We start from the raw sequence: 26,032 nt of genomic DNA, 5'->3' as shown, positions 1-26,032 counted from the left end.
TCATGAAATCATTCATGCTTGGGCAGCAAGGTGGTGACAGAGAAGCCGTTCGAACCGTCAACAATCACCTTTCCGTTAACAGAAGCGGCCCGTTCCTCCATCCCGATGATCCCCATCCCTTTCTTGATTTTCTGCCGCCCTTTTCCATTGTCTTTCACTTCGGCTTTAATGAGTGTATTCAGCACATGAATATAGATGGATACATGTGTCGCTTCTGCATATTTCACCGAGTTTGTCAGTGCTTCGGTGATATTTTCAAACATAATCTTCCACTGAATTTGAGAAATAACATCCAAATCGCCTTTATGCAAAAATGAAATATTCATATGATACCGCGCCGAACATTCATCGATAAACAGCTTCAATCTATGGATACCCATCTGTTCTGAGGGCGGCTTGACGCTTTTTAACGTCAATCTGATATTTTCGATCCCGTCCTTGGAGATGTTAATCGCGTTTTGCAGGAGCTCGGAAGCTTTTTCCTTGTCTATGTCAAGGACGCGCTTCGCCGCTTCGAGCTGAATCAGCGCTCCTGTCATGGAATGGCCGATTTTATCGTGTATTTCCTGGGAAAGCCGGTTCCGCTCCTCAAGCTTATACGTATATTCGGATTGTCTGATAAACTCTTTGTTTTCCTGCAGCATGTTTGTTACCTTCTCCAGGTCTCTTCTCGTTTGATCGATATGATGTTCAAGCTTTTCAATCCGCGCTGCATCTTGGCTTGCCGCCCAGTACAGCAAAAATTGAAAAGCGGCTGTCAACGCGTAGACCGCTGAGATGCTTTCATTGATAAACAAAACCGGAACGATTGAAGCGGCAAGTACCATCCACTTCGGCAGCCCGAAATTAGCTGCTCCTTCATACAGGCTAAAAGGAAGAAATAAAATAAATAGGGGGTGCACCTCGGCATAAGAAAAAATTGAAATGATGACAGACATAATAATAAAAAGCTTTTTTATTTTTCCTTCAGATAAAATTGAAATCCCGAGGTTGATACAGGCGTAAACAAGAATGCTGAACACAAGCCACGGCAGATTGTCAATTTCCGAAGAAACGCATTGATAGATGATAAATCCCAGCAAAATCAGTTTGCCGGTCAAAATCCGCAATTCCATGGTGATCCCCCAGATTAAAAGTTAACTTTTCCAGTTAAATAATAAATTGCGATTTGCGTCCGGTGTTCAAGCCCTGTTTTCCCCAAAATCGAGGAAATATAATTGGCAATCGTACCTTCAGAAATAAACAGTTCTTTCGATATTTCTTTATTGGACAGCCCTCTGGCAATCAGGGCCATAATTCCGAGCTCGCGTTCGGTAAACAGGCTTTCGTCTATTTTGGATTCCGCTTCTTTATGCTCCGCCAAATTAGATTTAATCTTGTCGAGGATGATATCCTGCATGACAGTATGGCCGTTGTACACGCTTTTAATTGCGTCTCTAATTCGCTCAGGATCGGCATTTTTCAGCAAATATCCTTTTGCTCCGTTCCGTATGGCAGCGACGATGTATTCGTCATCATCAAACGTTGTTAAAATAAAAGGCTTGGCGCCCGTTTCTGAAATGAGCCGCGCAGCTTCCACTCCATCCATGTTGGGCATGCGGACATCAAGCAGTGCAATATCCACAGCTTGGCCGCGGCAAAATTCGACCGCTTGCAAGCCATCCTCCACCGTCGCCAGCACTTCAAATTCATCATAAGTGCTCAGTATGATTTTCATACCCTCTCTTATGAATGAATTGTCATCCGCAATGATCACTTTAATTTTCATCTTTGAACGGAGACCGGTCCTCCGCCATGCACATCCCTTCTGTCAAAATGCAAAAGCCGGGTCTTTCGCCCTGTTCATAACATTAAATTACCATGAATCAGCCCCTGTTAAAATAAAAAAAAAGCCAATCCTTTCAGGAGATTGGCTTTTTAGTAAGCTACAAGTATTTAACAGCTGATACAACAACCATGATCCATGCGGCAATAAACGCCACGCCGCCCAGCGGAGTAATCGCACCGAGGACGCTGATTTGCGTAAGGCTGAGGACATATAAACTTCCTGAAAATAAAACGATTCCGGCAAACATCAGCCAACCTGCCGCAGTTACGCTTCCCGCATCTGTAAGCTTTGACGCGATGAGCGCGACGGCAATTAAACCGAGCGCATGATACATATGATACTGGACGCCGGTCTGCCAGATTTGCAAATATTTCTCGGGAATTTTCCCCTCAAGACCATGAGCTCCGAACGCCCCTAAAGCAACCGCAAGCATCGCATTGACAGCACCTAAAATTAAAAATAATTTCACGATCAAATCGCCCGCCTTTCTTTTATCATCATAGCGCACACGCCTTTAATTTCAACGTTTACACATCTCATGACACGATATTGTCAAATTTCTTTTTCCGTAGCTGCATCTGTTCCGCAGCAATCGCTACAATTGTTCCAAGGACAAGCCCATTGCTTAAAATGGAAACAAAAACAGGATGCATTCCTTCCAAAGCACTTTCAGGTACAAACATGACCCCCACGCCGGCAAGGAGCGCAATCCCGGTAACAAAACGGATGCGGCCTGCCTCGTCCTTTTCATAAGAATCGAATTCGGCAAATGCCAGGCCGACCATCGTTGAAAACACGACGAAGTTCACCGCAAAGCCGACCGGAGACGGCAGGCTGGCAAAAGTATTCATGACCAGCGGGAAAAAGCTGATGACGATCACGATCAAACTCCCGAGCAAAAACGGTTTTTTCGAAGACATTCTCGTCGTTTGAATAAACCCGGCCGCCCCGGATATCGGCACCGTGCCTACAGCTCCGAGCAATCCGCTCAGCAAATGGCTGACGGAGGCGATAAATCCGGCAGGACGTGCCCGCCTCCTCTCCTCCAGCTTCTCAAACTGTCTGACCGCTCCTTCAACCACCCGTATGCTGGCGAGCATATTGACGATTAACAATACTGTAATAAATAGCGAAGTAACGACTAATCCGCTGTCAAACAGCGGCATTCCGAACGGAAAAATATCCGGAAGGCGGAACAGCTGGTTCGCATGCTCAGGCGCCTTCGCCACGCCGAATACGGCAAATAAGACCCAGCCGCCGAAAAGCGCAATTAAAATTGAATATTGCTTGAGAACCGGAATGTTTGACCGGCTCATCAGAAACGTAGCCAGCATGACCACAACCGCCAGCAAAAACACGGGTATATCGACCTCGTTTTTCCGGTAGCCGATCCCCATGACACCTTTAACGATCGGATCGCTAAGCTGGATGACCAGCAGCAGTAAATAAATGCCCGTCACAACAGGAGTAAACATCACAGCCAGCTTATCAATAACTTTAAATAAACTAAAAATAAAGAAGAAAACCGCGCTTAGCAGCATCGCTCCCTGCAGCCCCTGAAGCGTTTCAATATGAGTCGCAAATACGGTCCCTGTAAGACCGGAATAAATCGTGTACACGCCCCACCAGAGGCCGGCCGGACTCTCATTAATCGGCAGGCGGTGTCCCAATAAACATTGGATAAAAGCCGTTGTGCCGAGCACGAAAAAAGTGCTTTGAACCAGCCCTGCGGTCTCTGCCTGGTTCAGCCCGAATGACTGCCCGATTGCAATGGGCACCACGATTGCGGCCGCAATAATAAATGCCGTCCATTGTAAAGCCCCAAAAAGCAGTTTCAAGTTGATCAACCTCTCTTTTTTAAAACAGCCGACGGCGCCTAGAAATCAAAAATAGAATCTCCGTTGCCGTCATCTTCGTGCTTTTGTTTCTCTTGTTTTTTGTACTGTTCAGCACCGGCGCTCCCCATCATTTTTTCTAGCATCAGCTGGTCGCTCGATGGTTTATTGGCCGTTTGAACATAGGGTGAAGACTGGACGGACGGCCGCTGCTGCGGTTCAACAATGACGTCGCAAAGGGAGCGGATAACCGCGATGTGCATTTTCAATTCATTTTCCTGGCTGCATTCCTTTGCTTTTTTCAATTCGTCCTCCATCTTCTGCAGCAAACTTGATATATGTATGTTCATCAAATCGATCCTCCAAACCGTTTTCAGTTTCCATTTCATTTTACCAAATTAACTTCTCCCGTGCCGAATGCACTTTGCAAATATCCATTGCGAAAAATTGCCTCTCCTGCTGTGAAATATCACCTTTTGCACTTTTAAAAAAGATATCTGCAGGCAAACGCAGGTGGAAAACGCCGATTTTATTACGGCTAAAAGTTGACAGCTGAAAAGGCTGTCACACATAATGAAAAAAAACTTCACTCGAATTTCTAAAAGCGAAAGGAATCAGGGAATGGCAGAACGTACACCCTCCATCGAAACGACCGTTACCGAGCAAAAGCGATATTTTTTAAGCGGGGCAACACTCGCTGTTGAAAATCGTCTGGAACAGCTTAACATTCTTAAGAATGCTGTAAAAAAATATGAACGGGACATACTTGAAGCCCTTCAGAAAGACCTTAATAAATCAGAGCACGAAGCCTATATGACGGAAATCGGCATTGTACTGGAAGAAATCCGCTTCATCAGCAGACGATTAAAAAAATGGGCCAAGCCGAAAAAGGCCAAAACGGCCGTCTCGCACATCGGTTCAAAAAGCATCGTCATTGCGGAGCCTTATGGCACGGTCCTGATCATCGCGCCATGGAACTATCCGTTTCAGCTTGCCGTTTCGCCTCTGATCGGCGCACTTGCTGCGGGGAATACGGCCGTCATCAAACCGTCAGAGCTTGCTCCCGCTGTATCCAGCGTCATATCCAAGATGCTTAAAGAAATCTTTCCCCCCGAATATGTATCCGTTATTGAGGGCGGGGTGGAGACGAATCAAGAGCTTTTGCGGCAAAAATTTGACTATATCTTTTTTACAGGCAGTGTTCCCGTGGGCAAAGTCGTCATGGAAGCCGCAGCAAAACAGCTCATTCCAGTCACACTTGAGCTTGGCGGAAAAAGCCCCTGCATCGTGCACAAGGATGCTGATCTTAAGCTTGCAGCTCAAAGGATTGTTTTCGGAAAGCTGACAAACGCAGGACAGACGTGCATTGCGCCTGATTATCTGCTCGTACACAAAGATGTGAAAAGCGGGCTGTTGCACGCTCTGAAGCAATCGATCCAAACATTTTACGGAAAAGCGCCGGAAAGCCATCCGGCGTACGGAAAAATCATAAGCGAACGTCATTTCGAACGGTTACTCCGCTTTTTACACAACGAGAATATCGTAACAGGCGGAACGTATCAAAAAGACGCACTTAAAATTGCTCCGGCCATTATCGATGAACCCGACTGGGAATCGCCGATCATGCAGGAAGAGATTTTCGGGCCGCTCCTTCCTGTCATCGGCTATGAAACAATCGAAGACGTTATCCAAATGGTTCAAAGCCGCCCTAAACCGCTCGCGCTCTATTTGTTTACGAATGAAAAACCGGTACAGAAGCACATCCTCAGCCGGATTTCATTTGGCGGGGGATGCATCAATGACACGCTGATGCACACAGCCACACCTTACCTCCCCTTCGGCGGCGTAGGCGAAAGCGGAATCGGAAGTTACCATGGGTATCACAGCTTTAAGACGTTTTCCCACGAGAAAAGCGTTTTAAAACAGACAAACCTGTTTGACATTTCATTCCGTTACCCTTCATCAAAAAACGGGCTGCGAATCATCAAAAAACTTCTCAGGTAGATAGGAGCCAGACAAACGAAGAACCGCTTATTTTAGCGGTTCTCGCGATTTTAAAGATTCGGAAGGGACCAATCAATCGGCTCATCACCGATTTGTTCCAAATACTGATTGGCTCTTGAAAACGGTCTGCTCCCGAAAAACCCGTTTCTAGCCGAGAATGGGCTCGGATGCGGCGACTGGATAATGAAATGCTTGGATGTATCGATTCGCTCTTTCTTCATTTGGGCATGCCGGCCCCAGAGAATAAAAACGACCGGCTTATCTCTTTTGTTTAAAACATCTATGATACTGTCTGTCAGCTGTTCCCACCCTTTTCCTTTATGCGAATTTGCCTGGCCCCGTCTCACAGTCAAAACGGTGTTCAGCAGCAGAACGCCTTGCTTGGCCCAACTGACGAGAGAACCGTGATTAGGGATGTCGGCGCCAATGTCATTCTGCAATTCTATAAAGATATTTTTCAAAGAAGGCGGCGGATTGACACCGGGTTGTACGGAAAAGCTTAAGCCATGGGCCTGCCCCGGGCCATGATACGGATCCTGGCCGAGAATCACGACTTTAACATTTTCATAGGAAGTATAATGCAAAGCATTGTATATATCGTTCGGTTCAGGATATACGGTGTGCTCTGCATACTCCCTTTTCAGCATTTCCCTCAGTTCTTGATAGTAAGGCTTATTAAACTCGTCCTTCAGCTGCTGCCACCAGCTGTCATTCAAAATCTGTTTCAATGTTCAGGCCTCCTTAACTCAATTGTCTTGCAGCGGAAAGCCTGGATGCGACCGGTTTTCCGTCCCAGACGATTTCGCTTTCCGCTTCCCTTTTTTTCATAGCAGGTTCTTCGAGAAGTACGAAAAAGTTCTTTGTCGGAAGCTTGCCAAGCTGATGCTTTTCACTCAAGACATCCAAATAATACTGTCTCATTCCGCCAAGATCTCCGGATTGGTTGTCACCCTGATCTGAAAACGCATAGATGACGCTTGCAAAAGGAACCCTTTTCACGCGAAAGCGCTCAGCTGCTCTCAGGAAAAAGTCCCAATCCCAATAATTGTGGACAGCAGGATCAAAATAGCCGATCTCGTCATGAAGAGACCGTTTGTACATACTCCCTGAAGGAACATATGTAGAAAACTTCCTCATTTCATCCAAGTTAAAGGAATACGCAAAAAGATAACGGCTTGTCGGAATTCTTTTATCCTCTTTTTCTTCGAAAGACACAATCTCAGCATCCGAATAAACAAAATCGGCGGTCTCCAGCGCATTCAACATTCTTTCCATATGGCACGGAGTGAAAAAATCATCATCATCACACAGCATAATAACATCTCCGGAAGCTTCTTTCACCCCTATATTTCTCGCTTTTACATGCTTCACGTTTTCTTTCAGATGGATAACTCTGATCGGAAGGTCTGAATAAAGGCGCTCAACAAAGTCGACGCTCTCCCCGGCATCATTAACAATAATGACTTCAAACGGTGCAACAGACTGTTTTGTAATGGATTCAAGCAATTCGCACAAAGCGGTGACCCGGTTGTGCGTGACAACTACGATAGATATGTTCATATTTGTGATATACGCTCCTTCTTATTTCATTCTAAACATATTAAATCATAATGCGAATAATTTCACATGGATCAAAAGATGGTTTGGTTTTTTATGCCAATCCATTCACGAAATTTGGCAGAGGACCGCTGCACTATAAAGCGGCAGCCATTTCATTGTGATCTTGCGAAAAGCTGTCTATAATAAGTAATAAACCAACTTTGGATGGAATCTCTTATCGTGGAGGATTGACTGAACATGACAATGCACAAAGCACTGACAATCGCCGGCTCTGACTCAAGCGGAGGCGCCGGCATTCAGGCGGACTTAAAAACGTTCCAAGAAAAGAACGTCTATGGAATGACGGCCCTTACGGTTGTTGTCGCCATGGATCCTGAGAACAACTGGAATCACCAGGTATTCCCAGTTGATACAGAAGTCATCCGCGCCCAGCTGTCGACGATTGTGGACGGCATCGGGGTAGATGCGATGAAAACGGGCATGCTTCCGACCGTTGATATCATTGAATTGGCGGCAGACACAATCAAGAAGCACAGCATGAAAAATGTCGTCATTGATCCCGTTATGGTATGTAAAGGAGCAAATGAAGTGCTGTATCCCGAACACGCAAAGGCTTTAAGAGAGCTTTTGGCTCCGCTTGCCACGGTCATTACGCCAAACCTTTTTGAAGCCGGCCAGCTCAGCGGACTTGGAGAAATTAAAACGGTTGAGCAAATGAAGGAAGCGGCAAAAGTCATTCACGGCCTCGGCGCTGAACACGTCCTCATTACAGGAGGAGGCAAACTGAATCACGAAAAAGCGGTAGATGTATTATTTGACGGCCGGGATGCAGAAGTCATCGAAGGAGAAAGAATTGAAACTCCATACACGCACGGGGCGGGCTGCACCTATTCCGCAGCGATTACGGCTGAACTCGCCAAAGGTTCAAATGTAAAAGAAGCCATTTATTCTGCAAAAACATTTATTACGGAAGCCATCCGCGAATCATTCCGTTTGAATCAATACGTCGGGCCGACGAAGCACTCCGCTTTACGGCTCAGTGGCAAATAAAAGCCAGCCCCATTAAAAGGGGCTGGCTTTTATTTAGCTTTCGCGTTTGATCGTTCTTGCAGATGATCTTAAGAAAGTCTCGATCGATTCCACAAAAAGAGCATATTCTTTCATTTGTTCATAAGTGTCTTGAAGTTTCTTTTGTATTTCTTCATCATCCGGAATTGTTTTATCTTCAATACCGCCGATCAGCTTCTTCATCTGAAGGAGCAAACCATTGTATTCCTCTCTCGTATCCTCAATATGATCCGCCATTTTTTTCAAACGCACAGCTGTCAACTTCTGCTGGTTTTGATCCAAAAAAACAACCCCTTTTTCACTGCACTCTCTCTAAAAAAAGCATATCATAAAGGGATTGTACAGAAAATAGCAAACCGCTCCCTTTATGCGACCGTCCAGGATGTTACATTCACTATGATTTCTTTTCTGGCACCGATCCAAACATCATTATTTCCCGGGTAAGGAAAATATCTTGCCGTAAAGACTTCCTCTCCCCCATTGACGAAGATTTCAATCGCAGACGCGTCTAAAAAGATGTTTAAATCGCGGAGCTCATGCAAACGACAATGTCTGGCTTCCGTTCTTTCATCAACATAGCTGTTTCTTTCCAAAGTTATGATGCCGTCAGCTTTATTGTAAATGAGTCGCGCGGCACCCCTGAAGGAAATCTCAAAGCTGTCTTCAATAAGTTGCGGGCTGATGAAAAGCTCGGTTTTGTCCGGTTGAACAATGTCCAGTTTTTCGGTGCCTTGATTAAGTGATATTGCTGCGCGTTTTTCGTTTTGGCGGAGCGTTCTAAGCTCCGCGACCGGTTTTTGAACGATTTTATCGTTTTGCAAATGCAGTTCCCTCGGCAATGTCATACAGTGCACCCATTGATGCTGAATCGTCGGCTGGCTCTGTTCATCCTGGTCTGGAACACCCATCCAGGCAACCAGTATCCTCCGGCCTGATTCGTCTTTTGTCGTCTGCGGCGCATAAAAATCAAAGCCGCGGTCAAGCTCTTCAAAGTCTCCGTGTGTAAAACCCGGTTTCTGCTCGTTCAATTCACCGACAAAATAACCTGACTGATAGACGTTTTGGTAGCGCATCTCTTTTGCTTCAAGGCCTTGCGGACAGACAATTAAGACGTCTTTGCCGTTTAGTTCGAACATGTCAGGGCATTCCCACATATAGCCGAATTCCCCGAGCTGATCTGTATTTGAACCTGTGATGTCGCCAAGGAACTGCCAGTCTTTCAAATTATCCGATTGAAGCAGAACGGCTCTGCCCTCAAGTTTTTCAGTCTGGGCGCCGAGCACCATGTACCAGCTGCCATTCTTTTTCCATACTTTCGGATCGCGGAAATGAGCCGTGTATCCTTTCGGAAGCCTTGCAACAACCCCCTGTTTTTCAAACGAGATGCCGTCTTTCGAGACGGCGAGACATTGATAGGTCTCCCTATTTCCCTCGTCGTCTCTGACATTCCCCGTATAAAACAGGTGGAGCACATCATTTTCAGCGATCGCGCTTCCTGAATAACAGCCGTTTTTATCAAACCAGTCGCTCGGCGTGAGGGCGATCTCTTCATGCCGCCAGTTCACGAGATCTGTTGAAGAGTAGTGCCCCCACAGCTTTGCACCGTGCCCCGTTTTAAAAGGCATCCACTGATAAAAAAGATGGTAAACTCCCTTCCACTGAATGAACCCGTTCGGATCATTCAGCAGTCCGACAGGAGGCATGATGTGATAATGCAGCCGATAGGGATCAAGATTTACAATATCCCGGTATTCTTCAACCCGGTTTATTGCCTTTTGACGAAGCTCCTGATCTTGATTCATCGTTTTCCCCTCCTTCCGTCACTTTTTCTCGTCTTCATTAATTCCTAAGATAAAGGCTGTGATAAACGCGACAGACACAGAGATCGCCATTCCGATTAAATAATGGATCAGGTTGCCCATTCCAAGCGGAGCAACAATCGCAATCATCGGTATTCCCGTCAAACCGTAGGCGTTTGCCGCAACATTCATAAAGACAACGTATGCAGCACCGAGCGCTCCACCGGCCATTGCCGCGATAAACGGCTTGCGGTAACGGAGGTTAACACCGAAAATAACAGGTTCGGTAATGCCGAGAAAAGAAGAGAAAGCAGCAGGTAAAGCGATTTCTTTTGTTTTTGCGCGCTTTGCCAAAAAGAATACGGCAAGTCCGGCCCCGCCTTGGGCGACATTGGACATAGACCAGATCGGAAGCAGGTAGTTCCTGCCGATATCAGCGATAAGGCCGGCCTCAATCGCGTGGAAACTGTGGTGAACACCAGTTAAAACGATCAGCGAGTATGTTCCTCCGAAAATCAGTCCGGCAACAGGTCCGGCAAGATCATACACATAAGTTAAAACGTTCGTGATCCCTGTACCAAGCATTCTTCCTAAAGGACCGATTGCGATAAAGGCAATAAATCCCGTTGAAATAATCGTGACAAACGGTGTCACTAAAAGATCGATCGCGTTTGGAACAATTTTTCTTACGCCTTTTTCGATTTTACTCATCACATACACGGCAAGCAAAATTGGAACAACGGTTCCTTGATAGCCCAGCATCTCAATTTTGAGCCCGTAAAAGTTCATCACATCCGGTGATGCAGTTGCCAATCCCCAAGGATTGAACAAGCTCGGGTGAATTAAAATTCCTCCAAGTACAGCCCCTAGGTAAGGATTGCTGCCAAATTCTTTCGCAGCACTGACACCGATCAAGATCGGAAGGATAATAAATGCCGCGCTTGAGAACATATCAAGCATTTTATACAGCGCTGCATCAGGATCGACCCACTGAAATGCCTTCATCATCCCCAACAGCCCCATTAATAAACCGCTTGCAACAATGGCCGGGATGATGGGCACGAAAATATTTGACAGCGTTTTCGCGAATCGCGCTAAAGGATTCATTTTTCCCTTTGCGGCATCGCTGTGCTGAACCGTTTCCTTTTGATCAAGATTCAGCTCTTTAGCAAACTGTTCATACACTTTATTAACAAGTCCTGTTCCGAAAATAATCTGGTATTGGCCAGAGCTCGAAAAGGCTCCTTTTACACCTTCCAGCTCTTCGACCTTTTCCTGGTCGATTTTCGCTTCGTCCTTGATCACCAAACGAAGCCTTGTCGCACAATGAGCTGCACTGATGACATTATCTTCTCCGCCAAGAAGCTGTATAAGACGTACGGCGATTTCTTTGTGATTCATGATGACTCCTCCTTTTTTTTTAAAAAAAAAGCAGAAAAGACCTAAAATTCACCAACGAATGGCGGATAGATTCTCCCCATTCATCTAGCAAATTTTAGGTCTTGCCTGCTTTACCAGTCACAATCCCCGGTATTTATTTTTTAATACGCTTTCATTTTATTATGTGATAACGCTTTCGTCAACTACTTTTTTATTTTCTGTGAAAATCGACCTAAAAAAGCCTGATCGCGCGTTATCAGGCGGTATTACCTATAGGAATCATTTAAACGCTGGACATGCAGCGTAATATATCCGACTTCCGATTCCGGAAGATGAAGATCATATTCAGTTTTCACGTAATCCGCCAGCCCTGCCGCACACTGGTAGCTTTCAGGATACTTTTTCCGGATGAAATAAAGCATGTCATCGTCCATGACATGAAACGCTTCATTTGATTCCAGCCTGTTGATGGCATACCTGAGATGCGTGACAAGACGCTGATATGAGATGCTGTTTTCGTCAATCTTCTGATTGAAACAGCATTCGATTTTTTCTATCAATTCTTTGATGATGTTCGTGTATTTAAGCGTCTTCTGCATGTTTTCCGCATCCATTTTTGCGGTATGAATATGCAGCGCAATATAACCCGCTTCATCATCAGGCAATTCGACTTTCAATTTTTCTTTGACCAAATCGATTGCCCAGAGTCCGATCTCATATTCTTTTTTATAAAGCGCTTTGATTTCATTTAATAATTTATTTTGAATGACGAATCCTTTGCGGACTCGCTCGATCGCAAATGACAAATGATCCACAAGGGCGATGTGGATATGATCACTCAACGGTGCGGACAGCCGCCCTTCCGCATAGCTGATGATCTCTTCGGCAGCTTCAATATGTTCTTCCGGAAGTGTTTCGAGGATTTGTTTAAACTTTTCATTTTCTTCATGAATGGTAAAAATTTTTTCTACCTTGTTTCTTGGAATGGTATCGTTTTTGCCTTTTTGAAAAGCGATACCAGGCCCCATGACAATTTTTTCTTGACCATCCTCCTTTATGATTGCTGCATTGTTGTTCAATACTTTATAGATTTTCAAAGCCGTCACCCACTTCCCGTTATGAGTGGGATTTTACCTTGTTTAAGTTCCCGTGTAAAGAGTTGGTCCGGCTCTTACCCTCTTCACCGCTTTTTGGCAAACAGCCCGGTTGGGTTCTGTCGTAAAACTGCCGGGCATCGCTCTCTTACAGCCCGACATCCGCTCTGTTGATTCTTCTCTTTTTTCCGAAAAGCCGCCTGCCTGATAAGCATCGGCAGCCTGATATGTACCGCCGGCGAACGCCATCACCTTCATTTGAGTCTCTCTGACAGGCACCACCGCATTCAGCAGCACGGCCGTCCATAATTTTAAAAATGATATCAAACCTTTCATACCGATCCCCTCCAGTTTCGTTGTGGTAAAACTAGCAACTCTATTAAACTTTCTTGCTCTATCTTATCCCAGCAAAATGAAAATGTTTGTCACAATGTGTGTGCAAAATGATTCTAGTTTTTAGAAGTTTTGTTGAAAACTGATGGAAACGCATGATTCAACGGAAACAAACCATGAATGTAACTTACTCACAGCTTATCCTAAGGATAAACACATATTACCCACAGGGTATATCCACATATCCACATATTTATTCAACATTTAGTATAAGAACGTATATTCCCTACAATATCTATACACAAGTTTATTCACTTATACACAGTAAATTGTGCATAAATCTAAAGACATCCACTCCAATACATTGAATCTTTGAAAATTATTTCTATATATAGAAGGATTCTTTTGAAACTGAGAGAATATTTTAAAAGTTCGAAACTCTAAGGATTACAAAGAAACCATTTATCCGTAAGGGGGAAAACAGATTGAGAAAAAGTATCATGCGCTATTTCGTCATGGCTTTTATTCTATTATTTTCGTTATCCACATTCCTCACCGGAGTGCAGGCAACATCCGTTCCCGATCAAAAGTCGCCTGAACTTGAGAAAGCTGAAATCTACGGTGATATTGATGTGACGTCTGATAAACAGACAACAGTTATTGTGGAGCTGAAAGAAAAGTCGCTTGCCGAAGCAAAAGCGGATGGGGAAAAGCAAACGAAAGCTTCTTTAAAAATCGCTCGCAGCAAAGCGAAAAACAGTGCGCTGAAAACACTCAAAAAAGCGAAAATAAACCGCGAATACGACCGTGTATTTTCGGGTTTTTCAATGAAACTGCCGGCCAGTGAAATTCCGAAGCTGCTCGCCGTCAAGGAAGTAAAAGCGGTTTATCCGAACGCAGCTTACAAACCTGACAGCATAAAAGGAAAAGACGTGACACTTGCAGCGGATGCCATTTATCCACAGATGGATAAAAGTGCACCGTACATCGGAGCAGATCAGGCATGGAAATCAGGCTATACCGGTAAAGGCATTAAGGTAGCTGTCATTGACACGGGTGTGGATTACACACATCCTGACTTAAAGAAAAATTTCGGCCCATATAAGGGGTATGACTTTGTGGATAATGACTATGATCCACAAGAAACACCGGCAGGCGACCCGCGCGGAGAAGCGACTGATCACGGCACCCATGTTGCGGGGACCATCGCCGCGAACGGTCAGATTAAAGGGGTGGCGCCTGAAGCAACGCTTCTTGCTTACCGTGTGCTCGGCCCCGGCGGCTCAGGAACAACCGAGAACGTGATTGCAGGCATTGAAAAAGCCGTCGCGGACGGAGCAAAAGTGATGAACCTCTCATTGGGCAATTCACTGAACAGCCCTGATTATGCAACAAGCATCGCACTGGACTGGGCGATGGCCGAAGGAGTTGTCGCCGTTACGTCAAACGGAAACAGCGGACCGGAAAACTGGACGGTCGGCTCGCCGGGAACTTCAAGAGATGCGATTTCCGTCGGCGCCTCGCAGCTTCCATATAATGAATATTCTGTGAGGCTTCCTTCGTATTCGTCAGCAAAAGTGATGGGATACCAGGAGGAAAAAGATCTTGAAGCTTTGAACGGTCAAGACGTGGAACTTGTTGAAGCCGGCATCGGACAAGCTGACGATTTCAAAGGCAAAGATGTGAAAGGAAAAGTAGCGGTTATCCAGAGAGGCGTCATTCCATTTGTGGATAAGGCCGAAAACGCCAAAAACGCCGGCGCTGTCGGAGCCGTGATTTACAATAATGTAACAGGGGAAATCGAGGCCAACGTTATGGGGATGGCCGTACCGACTGTCAAATTGTCGAAAGAAGAGGGCGAAAAGCTTGTTCAGCAGATCAAAGAAGGGGAACGCTCTGCTGTCTTTTCTTTCAAATTGGACAAAAAGCTCGGGGAAACGATTGCCTCCTTCTCGTCACGCGGACCTGTCATGGATACATGGATGATTAAACCTGACGTTTCAGCGCCAGGCGTCAATATCGTCAGCACCATTCCGACCCACGATCCGAAAAACCCTCACGGTTACGGTTCAAAGCAGGGTACAAGCATGGCTTCCCCGCATGTCGCGGGAACGGCAGCCCTATTAAAGCAGGCCAAACCGGATTGGACGCCAGAGCAAATCAAAGGCGTGCTGATGAATACGGCGGAAAAATTGACGGATGAAAACGGAAAGCCTCTCCCTCACAATACGCAAGGAGCGGGCAGCATCCGCATCATCGAGGCCCTTCATGCTTCATCAATTGTAACGCCGGGCAGCCACTCATACGGAACGTTCCTGAAAGACAAAGGAAAACAAACGAAAAAACAAGCGTTCACAATTGAAAACCTTTCTTCATTCAGAAAAGCCTATCAGCTCGAATACTCCTTTAAAGGAGCGGGCATCACGGTATCAGGAACGGAACGAGTCGTGGTACCGGCCCATCAAACAGGTAAAGCAACGGCAAAAGTAACCGTCAATTCCGCCAAAACGAAAGCAGGCACATATGAAGGCACGGTTTACGTCCGTGAAGGAGGCAGAAAAGTCGCCGAAATTCCGCTCCTGTTGATCGTCAAAGAGCCTGACTACCCGCGCGTCACATCCGTAACGGTTGAACCGGGGGCAAAGCAGGGTGCTTACACGATCGAAGCCTACCTGCCGGGCGGGGCTGAAGAGCTCGCATTTCTCGTCTATGATGAAAATCTGAACCTTCTCGGGCAGGCCGGCGTTTATAAAAACCAAGGCAAAGGCTATCAATCTTATCAATGGAACGGCAAAATCAATGACGCCGCAACCCTTAAGTCCGGAAAATACTATATGCTAGCCTATGCGTCCGCCAAAGGAAAATCAAGCTACATTCTGACGGAAGACCCTTTTATCGTCGAATAATGACAAGCCTTGTTGAGAACCACTCAACAAGGCTTTTATATGTTAAAATACGGATAATGCGTTCAGGAGAAGCTCTCCCTTCTCTTCAAAACGTGAAAAAAGCAATCGGAGGACATCGTATATATGCTTTCTTTTATCGTATTATTCGGCTTATCCTTCCTTATTGTCTGCTTTATATTTTTCACGATTTTGTACTTCGCCGTCAACCTGCAGAAGCGCGAGCCCAAGCCTTTTCAAAAAGCAACGGAGCAAACCGTCGATACCGTCATCCTCGTTCCGCTCAGCTGGCTGTTTACCGCTTTATACATATGCATTCTGTTTATTCTTTTCCCGATCCGCCATTTTCTCGATTTTTTTCAGCAAAAACGTTAAATTGACTGATGAAACGCTTCGGCCAGCAGCCGGTAAGATTCCAGCCTGTCTTGAAAATCGTGGGTGATCGTCACCGCCATGATTTCATCCGTTCCGTAAGCGCCGGCCAGTTCAAGCAGCTGTTCCTTCACCTGCCGCGGCGTCCCGATGACCATCCGTTTTCGATTGTCTTCCACTCTCTTTCTTTCATAAGGAGAATATTGATATGACAGCGCCGTTTCCAATGATGGAAAGCCTTCGGTCACTATCCCCTGTTCATTGGCTAATAAAGAGAAATCCAAGCTTTTTGCAAGGTTCTCCGCTTTCTCTTCTGTCTCAGCGCAAATCACAAATACAGCAATGATCACGTTTGGCTGTTCACCCAATACAGAAGGTTCGAACCTCTCTTTGTAAAGTCTGGCCGCCTCTTCTCCGCCTTCGCCGTTAATAAATTGGGCAAATGTATACGATGCCCCTGTTTGGGCGGCAAGCCTCGCGCTTTCCCCTGAGGAGCCGAGCAGCCAGACAGCGGGCGCTGCGGCCACGTTCGGCGATGCGATCAAGTTGGGAAAGCGGTGGTGTTCATCGGCCTGATCGTGTAAATATGTGACGAGATCCTGAATTTGTTCGGGATATTGGTCAGTCATCCGTCTTCCTCCATTTTGAAGAGCCATGGAAGCGATCGGCATCCCTCCCGGAGCACGTCCGACACCGAGATCAATCCTTCCGGGCGCAAGTCCTTCCAAGACGCGGAAGTTTTCTGCCACCTTGTAGGCGCTGTAATGGGGAAGCATGACGCCGCCGGATCCTATACGGATCTTCTCTGTTTTAGCCGCAAGATAACCGATCAGAACCTCCGGACTTGATCCTGCCAAGTTTCTTGAAAAATGGTGCTCGGAAACCCAAAATCTCTTGTATCCGAGGCGCTCCGCCGCTTGCGCGAGCTCCACCGTATGCTGTAAAGCCTGTTCAGGTGTGCTTCCTTCAGAAACGGGAGTCTGATCAAGTATGCTTAATGACAACATCTTTTTCACCCCAAGTCTTCGTTTACTTTTCCTGCGCAAAAAGAAATAATAGTATCATGGATAAACCTAAAGGAGCTCCTAATACTGATGAATGAGACGAAGCAAAAAACGCACCCGCCAGTCGTAGAAGAACGCTTTGCAAAAGGCTGTTTATTCGGAATCCTTTTCAGTCTTCCCTTTTGGCTGATGTTTTATCTTTTTCTTCAATACATGCTGACAAGATAAGTCCCCTCCGAGTCGGAGGGGACGTTCCTTACCTTTTGTTCAAACCTTTTCCTTTAACGAATTCATTCATATACGCACGCGGTGGCTTTTTGAGGCTGCCGGTGATCTGGTCTGTCCATTTGTCAGACCGTTTGCCGTCTGTCCGCTTTTGATAATAGTTTGAAATCGTTTCGTCATATGCGGACATATGTTTTTTAAACTCGGCTTCGTCCGCTTGATAGGCATTTTCATGATAAATGTGATCAAGCGGCAGACGCGGCTTTTTATCCGACAGGTTGGCCGGATGGCCGACGACAAGCCCGAACAGCGGCAGAACGTATTCAGGTGTTTCCAGAAGCCCGGAGACTTCGTTCAAGTTATTGCGAATCCCGCCGATATAGCAGATGCCGAGGCCCATTGATTCGGCCGCTATTGACATATTTTGAGCGGCAAGAGCTGCATCGATGACGCTGACCATAAAGGTCTCCGTCCCTTCAAGAGAAGCTGTGATATCTACACCCTTTTCCCGGGCCATTTTGTCATGCCGGTAAAGGTCTGCGCAAAATACAAACAGATGGCCGTTTTTTTCAACATATGGCTGATTTCCGGCCAATTCCGCAAGCTTGCGCTTCTTGTCCGGGTCGGTGACACCGATGATTGAATAAGCTTGAATATAGCTGGACGTCGATGCGCTTTGAGCGCTCTCCACAAGCAGGCGAATCTCTTCTTCGGTCAGGAGCTGATCTGTAAAAGACCTGATCGAACGGTGATTTAAAATTGTTTCAATCGTTTTATTCATCCTTTTACCTCCTCAACCTTTATCATATCCAATATCTGCTTTTCCCTAAAGCAAAACGGTTTGGCGGACTGCAGATGGATTCAATTTCATATGGTAAAATGATAGAATCGTCTTACAATTTTTGAAGCGGAAAGGGAGATGACGGTGAAGTCTGTAATTGAAGAATTAGATGCATTATATCCGGAAATGATCGAACTCAGGAGACATTTTCACCAATATCCGGAGCTTTCCCACCTCGAGGTCAATACACCGCGCACCATTGCAAATTACTTGGAAAACCTCGAGATTGACGTGAGAACAAATGTCGGCGGACAAGGGGTCGTCGGTCATATTAAAGGCGGCCGCCCCGGCAAGACGGTCGCCTTGAGAGCCGATTTCGACGCTCTGCCATTACAGGATCAAAAAAATGTTCCGTACCGGTCGACTGTCCCCGGCGTCATGCACGCTTGCGGACACGATGCTCACACGTCGGCTCTCCTCACAGCCGCAAAAGCCCTGGCAAAGCATCAAAAAGACTTGAAAGGAAATGTCGTGCTGATCCATCAATTCGGTGAAGAGGTCACACCAGGCGGCGCCAAGCCGATGATTGAAGCCGGCTGTCTCGAAGGCGTGGATGCCATTTTCGGCACCCACATCTGGGCTCCGATGCCCGTCGGTCAAGTCGGTGTTACATCAGGCCCGATTATGGCAGCCGCTGATAAATTTAAAGTCACGATATCCGGGCGGGGCGGACACGGAGGCGCGCCTCACTTAACGACAGATGCTTTAATAACAGGAGCCTCAGTCGTCAACCATCTCCAGCAAATCGTCAGCCGCAGAATCGATCCGACGGAAGCAGCCGTCTTGTCGATCGGAACGTTTCATTCAGGCCAGGCGTTTAACGTCATCGCCGAAGAAGCGGTCATTGAAGGAACGGTCCGCACCTTTTCAAAGCATGTCCAAGAGACGATCATCGCCGAGATGGAACGCGTCATCAAGGGCGTCTGCGACAGCAACGGCGCTTCATTTTCACTCGATTATGAAAAAGGCTACCCGCCTGTCGTCAACCATGAAAAAGAAACGGACATCGTCCGCCAATGTGCAAAACGCGTCGTCGGCCCTGAAGCCGTCATCGAACTCGAACCGAATATGATCGGCGAAGATTTCTCTTATTATCTAGAACATGTCCCTGGATCATTCTTTTTTACCGGCGCGGGCAATCCGCAGACTGGAGCCGTTTACCCGCACCATCACCCGCTGTTTGATATCGATGAAAAAGGCATGCTGAACGCGGCGAAAATTCTTGTGTCGGCAGCTCTCGCATTTTTAAACCAAGATTAAAGACAGCCTGATTCGGCTGTCTTTTTTACTTAAACATATACCCTTTATATTTTGTCAGCTGGCAGCTGGCGTTATAAACGATCGCATAGCCGATCAAAGCAGACAACACAGAGCTCCCTCCGTAGCTGATGAACAGAAGGGGAACGCCCGTAACCGGCATCAGTCCGACGTTCATTCCGATATTTTGGAATGTATGGATGACGATCAGCGCCGTATACCCGACACAGAAAAATGACGCAAACTTATTATAAGGATGTATCTTATCGATCAGTACGACAAGCCGGTAAATGAAAAGGAAAAACAGGATGACGACAAAAGTACAGCCAATAAAACCGAAACTTTCCCCGATGACGGCAAAGATGAAATCGGTTTGGCCTTCAGGAACGTAGACTTTCAAATTGTTCATACCCGTTCCGAAGATTTCTCCAGAGCCGATCGCCGTAACGGCCTTTTCGGTCTGATACGTATCGTTCGCGTCCTGCTGGCTCGAATCGACCCATGTCATCACCCGGTTGATCTGATATTGCTGGATGTGCAGCGTATCCTTCGAAAACTCCGGAAAATTGATCACCAAAAACAGAACGAGCAGTACGAGGGTGATTCCTGACCCCGCCACAATCGAAATCAGCTTCCAGTTTACACCTGATAAAAACACCATAACGGCGACAAAGAACATGCAGATACCGGCCGTACCGGCGTCCTGCATTAAAATCAAACCGACCGGAACCGCAGATACCCCTGCGATTTTCAGCAAAAGGTGAACATCCTCCTGCATCGTGCGCGAGCCTTTCGGACTTGCTTTGGAAATCACCGAAGCCAGCATCATAATCAGACCGATTTTCATAAATTCCGACGGCTGCAGCGTGACCGAACCAAATTGAAACCAGCTTTTCGCTCCTTTGATAATCGGTGCGATCGACGTTGGACTGAACTTTAACACGATCAATGACAAGATGCCGAATAGATATATGTATATGCTGAATTTTTCAAGCTGCTCTAGATCAAAATAGAGAAAGCCGACGATCACCGAAATGCCGAGCAGATAAAAGAACAATTGCTTTGCCGGATAGCCCTTCAGTGAAAAAGACGGCTCTGCAGCGTAAACAGCGATCACACTGATTAAAAAGAACATGGCTAATATAAAAATCAAATCTCCCTGATAATAGGGACTTGTCGTATTTTTCTTCTGACCCATTGTACCCCGCCTTATTTCTTCATCAAAAGCACTAACTTTCATTATAACATGAACAACCGTTCACATTGCGAAAAAGGGTGAATAAAATAACAGCCTGCATGCATCAGGCTGTTATTTGAACATATAGCTTTGATACTTTGTTAACTGGCAGCTTGAATTGTAGACAACCGCGAAGCCGATCAAGGTTGCTACGACTGAGCTTCCTCCATAGCTGACCAAAAGCAGCGGGACGCCGGTCACTGGCATAATGCCGATATTCATTCCGATATTTTGAAAGGTATGAATGACAATTAAAGCGGTAAAGCCCGCACAGAAAAATGAGGCAAACCTGCTGAACGGATGTATTCGGTCTATGAGCACGACAAGCCGGTAAATTAAGAAGAAAAACATAATGACAACAAAAGTGCATCCGACAAACCCGAAGCTCTCGCCGATGACGGCAAAAATAAAGTCTGTTTGCGCCTCAGGTACATAGACTTGAAGATCGCTTACACCATTTCCGAATACTTTCCCCGAACCGATCGCCAGCTGCGCCCTTTCGACCTGCATTTTATCGTCGGCATTCTGTTCGCTCGGATTGACCCAGGTCATGACACGGTTGATTTGGTATTGTTCAACCCCGAGTGCTCCCGCGACATCGGGAAATTTGATAATGACAAACAAAATCAAAACAATGACTGTAAGACCCGTTCCGAAGATGAGAGAAATCAATTTCCAGTTCACGCCCGACAGGAATACCATCACAAGAATGACAAACGCGACGATTCCGGCTGTACCCGTATCCTGTTCTAAAATCAAGCCGAACGGAACAATGATAATACCGGCGATTTTCAGCAGAAAGATGCAGTCTTCTTTCAACGTACGCTTGCCGACAGGCCCGTTTTTCGACATGAAGGAAGCCAAATACATGATCAGCCCGATTTTCATGAATTCCGACGGCTGCAGCGTAAACCCGGGAAGCATAAACCAGCTTTTGGCACCGTTGATGACCGGCGCAAACCTGTATGATCCGATATATGCCGGACTGAACTTTAACACGATCAGCATCAAAATCCCGAGCAGATAAAAATAAAAGCTGAGCTTTTCAAGCTGCTCCAAATCAAAATAAAGAAACACGATGATGATAAAGGCCCCCAGCAAATAGTAAAGGGACTGTTTCATCGCAAAGGGTTCATTATATTGATTAAACTGCTGAGCGGCGTACACAGCCACAACGCTTATGATAAAAAAGACAATATAGACAAAAATCAAATCCCCCTGATAAAAGGGATTTGTAATATTCTTTTTCTGACTCATTCGAAATCCCGCCCTTATAATATGACACGATGAAATAATCCAGGAAGACGGCATCCGCTTCCTCACAAATGATATGACGTACAAAAGAATAAAATGTTTCGATTTTATTGCGAACAAATTCCTATTCTATTTTAAAGGATTTTTCCAACTATTGTCGAATGTGATAAATTCATTGATTTTTGATTGTTTTGTATTAAAATGAGTAATGTTGCATAAAATTAAACTTTTGCCTCCGGCAGAAGCGATACAGAATCACCAATTCATAAGGAGTTTTTCATTTTGGATAAAGCACTTCAAAAGCGTAAACGGCTTGATCTCATAAAATTTTTGGTCCCTTCGCTTATCGGAATTATTCTGTTTATGATTCCCGTTAAAATCGAAGGAAATTTAACGATTCCAATTGCTGTCTTTTCAAATGCATTGCAGAAGCTGCTTCAGCAGCAATTGCCGTTAATCATGACGGTCATCGTAACCGCAACATTTATCTTAACCTTTATCACCAAAACCTTTCATCCGGCTTTCATTAAAAAAAGCGAGTTTTTCTATAACTTGCTGAATGTATCTTTATTTTGGTATATCGTCCGCCTGTTCGGCATGATTTTCGCAGTGATGGCATACTTTAAGATCGGCCCTGAAGCGGTATATGCCGACAGTACAGGCGGAACATTATTATTCAGCTTGCTGCCCGTTCTTTTCTCCGTCTTTTTGTTTGCAGGCCTGTTGCTGCCTTTTCTGTTGAACTTCGGCTTGCTCGAGCTGTGCGGCGCTTTGATGAAAAAGCTGATGAGGCCTGTCTTTAAGCTGCCGGGACGGTCATCGATCGATTGTATGGCTTCATGGCTCGGCGACGGCACGATCGGCGTGCTCCTGACAAGCAAGCAGTATGAAGAAGGATTCTACACGAAGCGTGAGGCCGCCGTCATCGGCACGACTTTCTCAGTCGTCTCCATCACGTTTTGCCTCGTGATTATTTCACAGGTTGACCTTGCCCATATGTTCGTTCCGTTTTATTTGACGATATTGCTGGCGGGTGCCGTAGCCGCGGTGATCAGCCCGCGGATTCCGCCTTTATCAAGAAAGGCTGATACTTATATTACAGACCAAGCGGATCAGGATCAAGAGGAGATTCCCGAAGGATACACTCCATTCCAATGGGGACTCAGCCGTGCTGTCGCAAAAGCAAAACAAAATACAAGCGTCAAAGATTTCTTGCAGGACGGAGCCAAAAACGTGCTCGATATGTGGATGGGCGTCGCTCCCGTCGTCATGGCCCTCGGCACAGCCGCACTGATTGTCGCTGAATATACGCCTGTTTTCAAATGGCTCGGGCTGCCGTTCATTCCCCTTCTCGAACTGCTCCAGGTTCCTGAAGCCGCCGAGGCCTCACAAACGCTTGTTGTCGGGTTTGCCGACATGTTCCTTCCGTCTGTGCTCGGAAGCGGGATTGAAAGTGAAATGACCAGGTTCATCATCGCCTGTGTATCGGTTACACAATTAATCTACATGTCGGAAGTCGGCGGTCTTTTGCTCGGTTCCAAAATTCCGGTGACATTCCTTGACCTCGTCTTGATTTTTCTCGTTCGGACGCTGATTACGCTGCCTGTCATCGTACTGTGCGCCCACTTTATTTTTTAGACAAATAAGAGGCTCTCGGCGCCAAATGCCGAGAGCCTTTTTTGTTTAGAAAAAGTCGTTGATCCAAGGGGGCTGCGGCCTTATCGTGCGGTCCAGCCTGTCACTTCCTCTTCGTTTCCGGAATCCTGCCGGTTTCGTATAGGGAACGCGAGGTCTTGGCTAACTTTTGCAGGATCAATTTCCTCCACGCATTTTCTCTCCTTCATCCTTTATGTCCTATTGAATCGCCGCGAAAATTGAGCCGATAGTTGGAGCGGAAAATGCTTTCCAGTATGTATCATTTTTCGAAGAACGTGGTATAATAAATGTAACAGAATGTTCACAAAATATTCTCCAATTAGACACAATTGTTGTTTCATTCCGCTTTTTTGGCAGCGCTATCATTATTGAAAGGGGCTGAAAACGCATGGATATGTTTTTCGCTTACTTGCTGATCGCAAGCGCCACTCCTTTATTTTTATGGCTGGACAACAAAAAGGTCGCAATTTCTTCTATTCCGCCAATCATTTTAATGTGGGTCTTCTTCTTTTTCTACATGACCAGCAGCCTTTCTCCTACAGGACACTCTCTCATGATCGTACTCTTTATTCTCAACGTTGTCATCGCCCATGTCGCCGCTTTCATCATTTACGGACTTCCATTGATTCGAAAGCACATGAGCCGATAAAAAAGTGCCGGTTGTTCCGCCGGCGCTTTTTTTGCTGTAAGAGACACCATTATAGATCAAAGTTAAATGCTGAATGGGAGTAATCTTTGATGAATGTTTGATACCGGCCGCTGAAATCAAGCAGGTTGTATATTTTTGATTTTTCTGCAAACCGCTTTTGGTTGTCTCTGGCCGGATAATAAACGGACATGCCGCTTCCTCTCGGGTGCTCAGGAGACTTGATGTTCATGATGACAGCCTTTTTGACGGATTTTACGACCTCTTTCGCTTCTTTCTCAGCTCCGATCTGCTGGCCGATCAAGCTTGACAGATCCGCCAAATCAACCATATCCGATTCATCTGCATAATCTTCGGCTGCGAGACGAGCGTAGTGAAGCAGGCGCTTTCCATCCGGCTCTTTCAATGCCCGGTTCATGCTTAAGCTCAACCTGTCGATGGCATCGACAGCGTCTTTGACGCGGTTCAATTGAATTAAAGACTGCTGCAGGTCTTCTGTTTCACCGTTTTCTTTTGACTGCTTTATGTAGCCTGCCGCGATTTCCCTGCCAAGCTCTTTCGGATCGATTGAAGGGTCGTCTTGAACAGACTGCAGCGCATATTTGTAATCCCAGCCGTTTTGATTCGTATAGTCGACTGAAGCCAGCATGTACTTTCCATAATCCCTCAAGGCATATGCCGTTTCAATCCCGGCCATTTTACAGTTGTCAAAACCGATTAAATCAAACTTTTGCTTCGTATGTTCATAGGCCTTTTTGATTCCCGACTGGAGCTCGCTTATTTTCATTTTTTTATTGCCGAAGTTTTCGTCTCCCCCGTAGCCGTCAACGGAGCCAAGCCCATGCCCCCAGAAGATCAATACATATTTTTTAGCCGGGTATGTTTTGACTCCCCATGTGATAAAATCTGTGACGGAGCCGGGACTGTCCATATTTGTCTTCCCGATATTTTCGAGGGGCGCCAGCTTCTGATGTTCGACTTTCCACCTCTGATTCACCTTGTGACTGATCGACGGGTTCGCCCATTTTTTTGCTCCTCCTGTCTGAAGAACGACATTGACGTTTGAAGATGAACGCGCATCCATCATTTCCTGAATGTCATCGCTTGCCATATGAAAATCGCTTTCCATGTCAGAACCAATCATATATACAAGAATAGTGTAGTCGTCTTTTTCTTTTAATAGAGCGGCTGATGCCGGCTGAAAAAAGGCGACTGAAATAACGGAAACCACAATCCATTTGATCAAGTTCATCTTCTTATGCTCCTTATTTAAGATTCCGGGAAATAAATAAGAGAGTAGTAGCCGTCCTCGTCCGGCTGTTCATGTTCTAATGAATATCCAACGGATCGGAAGCACGCTAAGCACCTCTCGTTATCCTCTTCAATTCCGGCAAACCATTTGTTGATCCGGCTCATTTCCGGCAATGCCATCGTCCTTTTGATGAGCGCTTTTCCATATCCCTCTCCGCGCAAAAACGGATCGACTACAAGGGCAATGTTCCCGGTCAAGTCCTCCTCAACTTCAACCATGACAACGCCGACAGGCTTGCCGTCCTCTAAAGCCGCCCATACCCGGTAGTTTTCATTCCCGTCTGCAAAATTGAACCACTCGTCAAGCGGCATCATCCCTTCCAGCCGCCTTTTCACTTCTGCATCCTCAAACCAAGTCTGCAGCCATTCAATATTTTCTTTTCGAAACAGACGTAGTTCTTCTATACTGCTCATTGTTTTCTCCT

At 46.0% G+C, this 26,032-nt stretch carries 26 protein-coding genes; 8 read left to right on the top strand and 18 right to left on the bottom strand.

Translation table 11 applies throughout. From position 1 onward, the window contains the following. Positions 1-8: 8 nt before the first annotated feature. The 5 genes from LQ247_RS01825 to LQ247_RS01805 form a co-directional block, all read right to left on the bottom strand. A complete protein-coding gene (locus LQ247_RS01825; protein ID WP_144497879.1) occupies positions 9-1,115 on the bottom strand; it encodes a sensor histidine kinase in 1,107 nt (368 codons plus the stop codon). Between the two features lie 14 nt (positions 1,116-1,129). Beyond that, complete coding sequence (locus tag LQ247_RS01820; RefSeq protein WP_023857029.1) at positions 1,130-1,768, bottom strand: response regulator; 639 nt, start codon at positions 1,766-1,768, stop codon at positions 1,130-1,132. A gap of 157 nt (positions 1,769-1,925) precedes the next feature. Then, the gene (locus LQ247_RS01815) at positions 1,926-2,297 is read right to left on the bottom strand and encodes a DUF423 domain-containing protein (protein ID WP_025810614.1); all 372 of its coding nucleotides are present in this window, start codon (positions 2,295-2,297) and stop codon (positions 1,926-1,928) included. Between the two features lie 67 nt (positions 2,298-2,364). Continuing rightward, positions 2,365-3,666: a purine/pyrimidine permease gene (locus LQ247_RS01810; RefSeq protein ID WP_023857027.1), complete on the bottom strand. Its 1,302-nt coding sequence runs from the start codon at positions 3,664-3,666 to the stop codon at positions 2,365-2,367. 38 nt (positions 3,667-3,704) lie between these two features. Further along, positions 3,705-4,013, bottom strand: coding sequence for a YwdI family protein (locus LQ247_RS01805; protein ID WP_023857026.1), 309 nt, complete (start codon positions 4,011-4,013; stop codon positions 3,705-3,707). Positions 4,014-4,284: 271 nt separating this feature from the next. Here LQ247_RS01805 and LQ247_RS01800 point away from each other — a divergent pair, with 271 nt between their 5' ends. Then, positions 4,285-5,667 (top strand): aldehyde dehydrogenase, encoded by a 1,383-nt coding sequence (locus LQ247_RS01800; protein WP_048350108.1) that lies wholly within the window; start codon positions 4,285-4,287, stop codon positions 5,665-5,667. A 50-nt stretch (positions 5,668-5,717) separates the two neighbouring features. Here LQ247_RS01800 and LQ247_RS01795 read toward each other — a convergent pair whose 3' ends face one another. Both LQ247_RS01795 and LQ247_RS01790 read right to left on the bottom strand, forming a co-directional pair. After that, positions 5,718-6,395: a uracil-DNA glycosylase gene (locus LQ247_RS01795; RefSeq protein WP_020453337.1), complete on the bottom strand. Its 678-nt coding sequence runs from the start codon at positions 6,393-6,395 to the stop codon at positions 5,718-5,720. A 13-nt stretch (positions 6,396-6,408) separates the two neighbouring features. Then, complete coding sequence (locus LQ247_RS01790) at positions 6,409-7,227, bottom strand: glycosyltransferase family 2 protein (protein WP_020453338.1); 819 nt, start codon at positions 7,225-7,227, stop codon at positions 6,409-6,411. Positions 7,228-7,464: 237 nt separating this feature from the next. Between LQ247_RS01790 and LQ247_RS01785 the strand changes: the two genes are divergently transcribed. Then, the gene (locus LQ247_RS01785) at positions 7,465-8,277 is read left to right on the top strand and encodes a bifunctional hydroxymethylpyrimidine kinase/phosphomethylpyrimidine kinase (protein ID WP_020453339.1); all 813 of its coding nucleotides are present in this window, start codon (positions 7,465-7,467) and stop codon (positions 8,275-8,277) included. Between the two features lie 33 nt (positions 8,278-8,310). Here LQ247_RS01785 and LQ247_RS01780 read toward each other — a convergent pair whose 3' ends face one another. The 5 genes from LQ247_RS01780 to LQ247_RS01760 all read right to left on the bottom strand — a co-directional run bounded on the left by LQ247_RS01780 (position 8,311) and on the right by LQ247_RS01760 (position 12,904). Further along, the gene (locus tag LQ247_RS01780) at positions 8,311-8,577 is read right to left on the bottom strand and encodes a hypothetical protein (protein WP_165389258.1); all 267 of its coding nucleotides are present in this window, start codon (positions 8,575-8,577) and stop codon (positions 8,311-8,313) included. Between the two features lie 83 nt (positions 8,578-8,660). Beyond that, positions 8,661-10,097 carry a sucrose-6-phosphate hydrolase gene (locus LQ247_RS01775; protein WP_144497880.1) on the bottom strand — a complete coding sequence of 479 codons (1,437 nt, stop codon included), beginning with the start codon at positions 10,095-10,097 and terminating at the stop codon, positions 8,661-8,663. A gap of 18 nt (positions 10,098-10,115) precedes the next feature. After that, the gene (locus tag LQ247_RS01770) at positions 10,116-11,495 is read right to left on the bottom strand and encodes a sucrose-specific PTS transporter subunit IIBC (protein WP_023857021.1); all 1,380 of its coding nucleotides are present in this window, start codon (positions 11,493-11,495) and stop codon (positions 10,116-10,118) included. A gap of 245 nt (positions 11,496-11,740) precedes the next feature. Next, positions 11,741-12,571 carry a PRD domain-containing protein gene (locus LQ247_RS01765; protein ID WP_023857020.1) on the bottom strand — a complete coding sequence of 277 codons (831 nt, stop codon included), beginning with the start codon at positions 12,569-12,571 and terminating at the stop codon, positions 11,741-11,743. Between the two features lie 42 nt (positions 12,572-12,613). Next, entirely contained in the window at positions 12,614-12,904 is a 291-nt protein-coding gene (locus LQ247_RS01760) for a hypothetical protein (protein WP_023857019.1), read from the bottom strand. Between the two features lie 482 nt (positions 12,905-13,386). Here LQ247_RS01760 and LQ247_RS01755 point away from each other — a divergent pair, with 482 nt between their 5' ends. Then, complete coding sequence (locus LQ247_RS01755; protein ID WP_144497881.1) at positions 13,387-15,807, top strand: S8 family peptidase; 2,421 nt, start codon at positions 13,387-13,389, stop codon at positions 15,805-15,807. Positions 15,808-15,930: 123 nt separating this feature from the next. Then, positions 15,931-16,179 carry a hypothetical protein gene (locus tag LQ247_RS01750; protein ID WP_023857017.1) on the top strand — a complete coding sequence of 83 codons (249 nt, stop codon included), beginning with the start codon at positions 15,931-15,933 and terminating at the stop codon, positions 16,177-16,179. Here LQ247_RS01750 and LQ247_RS01745 read toward each other — a convergent pair. After that, on the bottom strand, positions 16,176-17,183 hold the full coding sequence (locus tag LQ247_RS01745; protein ID WP_025810610.1) for an LLM class flavin-dependent oxidoreductase: 1,008 nt from the start codon (positions 17,181-17,183) through the stop codon (positions 16,176-16,178). The genes LQ247_RS01750 and LQ247_RS01745 overlap by 4 nt on opposite strands. 87 nt (positions 17,184-17,270) lie before the next feature. Here LQ247_RS01745 and LQ247_RS01740 point away from each other — a divergent pair, with 87 nt between their 5' ends. After that, positions 17,271-17,408, top strand: coding sequence for a hypothetical protein (locus tag LQ247_RS01740; protein ID WP_023857015.1), 138 nt, complete (start codon positions 17,271-17,273; stop codon positions 17,406-17,408). Positions 17,409-17,436: 28 nt separating this feature from the next. Here LQ247_RS01740 and nfsA read toward each other — a convergent pair whose 3' ends face one another. Continuing rightward, a complete protein-coding gene (gene nfsA, locus LQ247_RS01735) occupies positions 17,437-18,186 on the bottom strand; it encodes an oxygen-insensitive NADPH nitroreductase (protein ID WP_025810609.1) in 750 nt (249 codons plus the stop codon). 144 nt (positions 18,187-18,330) lie between these two features. Here nfsA and LQ247_RS01730 point away from each other — a divergent pair, with 144 nt between their 5' ends. Continuing rightward, complete coding sequence (locus LQ247_RS01730; RefSeq protein ID WP_331000496.1) at positions 18,331-19,506, top strand: amidohydrolase; 1,176 nt, start codon at positions 18,331-18,333, stop codon at positions 19,504-19,506. Positions 19,507-19,531: 25 nt separating this feature from the next. On the opposite strand, the gene LQ247_RS01725 is transcribed toward LQ247_RS01730, so the two are convergent. Next, positions 19,532-20,701, bottom strand: coding sequence for an FtsW/RodA/SpoVE family cell cycle protein (locus LQ247_RS01725; protein ID WP_144497883.1), 1,170 nt, complete (start codon positions 20,699-20,701; stop codon positions 19,532-19,534). A 111-nt stretch (positions 20,702-20,812) separates the two neighbouring features. Then, on the bottom strand, positions 20,813-21,997 hold the full coding sequence (locus LQ247_RS01720) for an FtsW/RodA/SpoVE family cell cycle protein (RefSeq protein WP_023857011.1): 1,185 nt from the start codon (positions 21,995-21,997) through the stop codon (positions 20,813-20,815). A 279-nt stretch (positions 21,998-22,276) separates the two neighbouring features. On the opposite strand from LQ247_RS01720, the gene LQ247_RS01715 reads away from it, so the two are divergent. Both LQ247_RS01715 and ywcE read left to right on the top strand, forming a co-directional pair. Further along, the gene (locus LQ247_RS01715) at positions 22,277-23,632 is read left to right on the top strand and encodes a YjiH family protein (RefSeq protein WP_224146320.1); all 1,356 of its coding nucleotides are present in this window, start codon (positions 22,277-22,279) and stop codon (positions 23,630-23,632) included. A 406-nt stretch (positions 23,633-24,038) separates the two neighbouring features. Beyond that, entirely contained in the window at positions 24,039-24,299 is a 261-nt protein-coding gene (gene ywcE, locus LQ247_RS01710; RefSeq protein ID WP_020453353.1) for a spore morphogenesis/germination protein YwcE, read from the top strand. 49 nt (positions 24,300-24,348) lie between these two features. Here the strand turns inward: ywcE and LQ247_RS01705 are convergent, their stop codons facing one another. Together LQ247_RS01705 and LQ247_RS01700 are read right to left on the bottom strand one after the other, a co-directional pair. After that, on the bottom strand, positions 24,349-25,548 hold the full coding sequence (locus tag LQ247_RS01705) for a clostripain-related cysteine peptidase (protein ID WP_105981284.1): 1,200 nt from the start codon (positions 25,546-25,548) through the stop codon (positions 24,349-24,351). A gap of 17 nt (positions 25,549-25,565) precedes the next feature. Beyond that, on the bottom strand, positions 25,566-26,021 hold the full coding sequence (locus LQ247_RS01700; protein WP_231005504.1) for a GNAT family N-acetyltransferase: 456 nt from the start codon (positions 26,019-26,021) through the stop codon (positions 25,566-25,568). Between the last annotated feature and the right edge of the window lie 11 nt (positions 26,022-26,032).

The organism is Bacillus sp. BS3(2021) (assembly GCF_021043345.1).
Lineage (GTDB): Bacteria > Bacillota > Bacilli > Bacillales > Bacillaceae > Bacillus > Bacillus paralicheniformis.
Note: the sequence above shows the minus strand (reverse complement) of the source record. Positions and strands in the feature narration are given on the sequence as shown.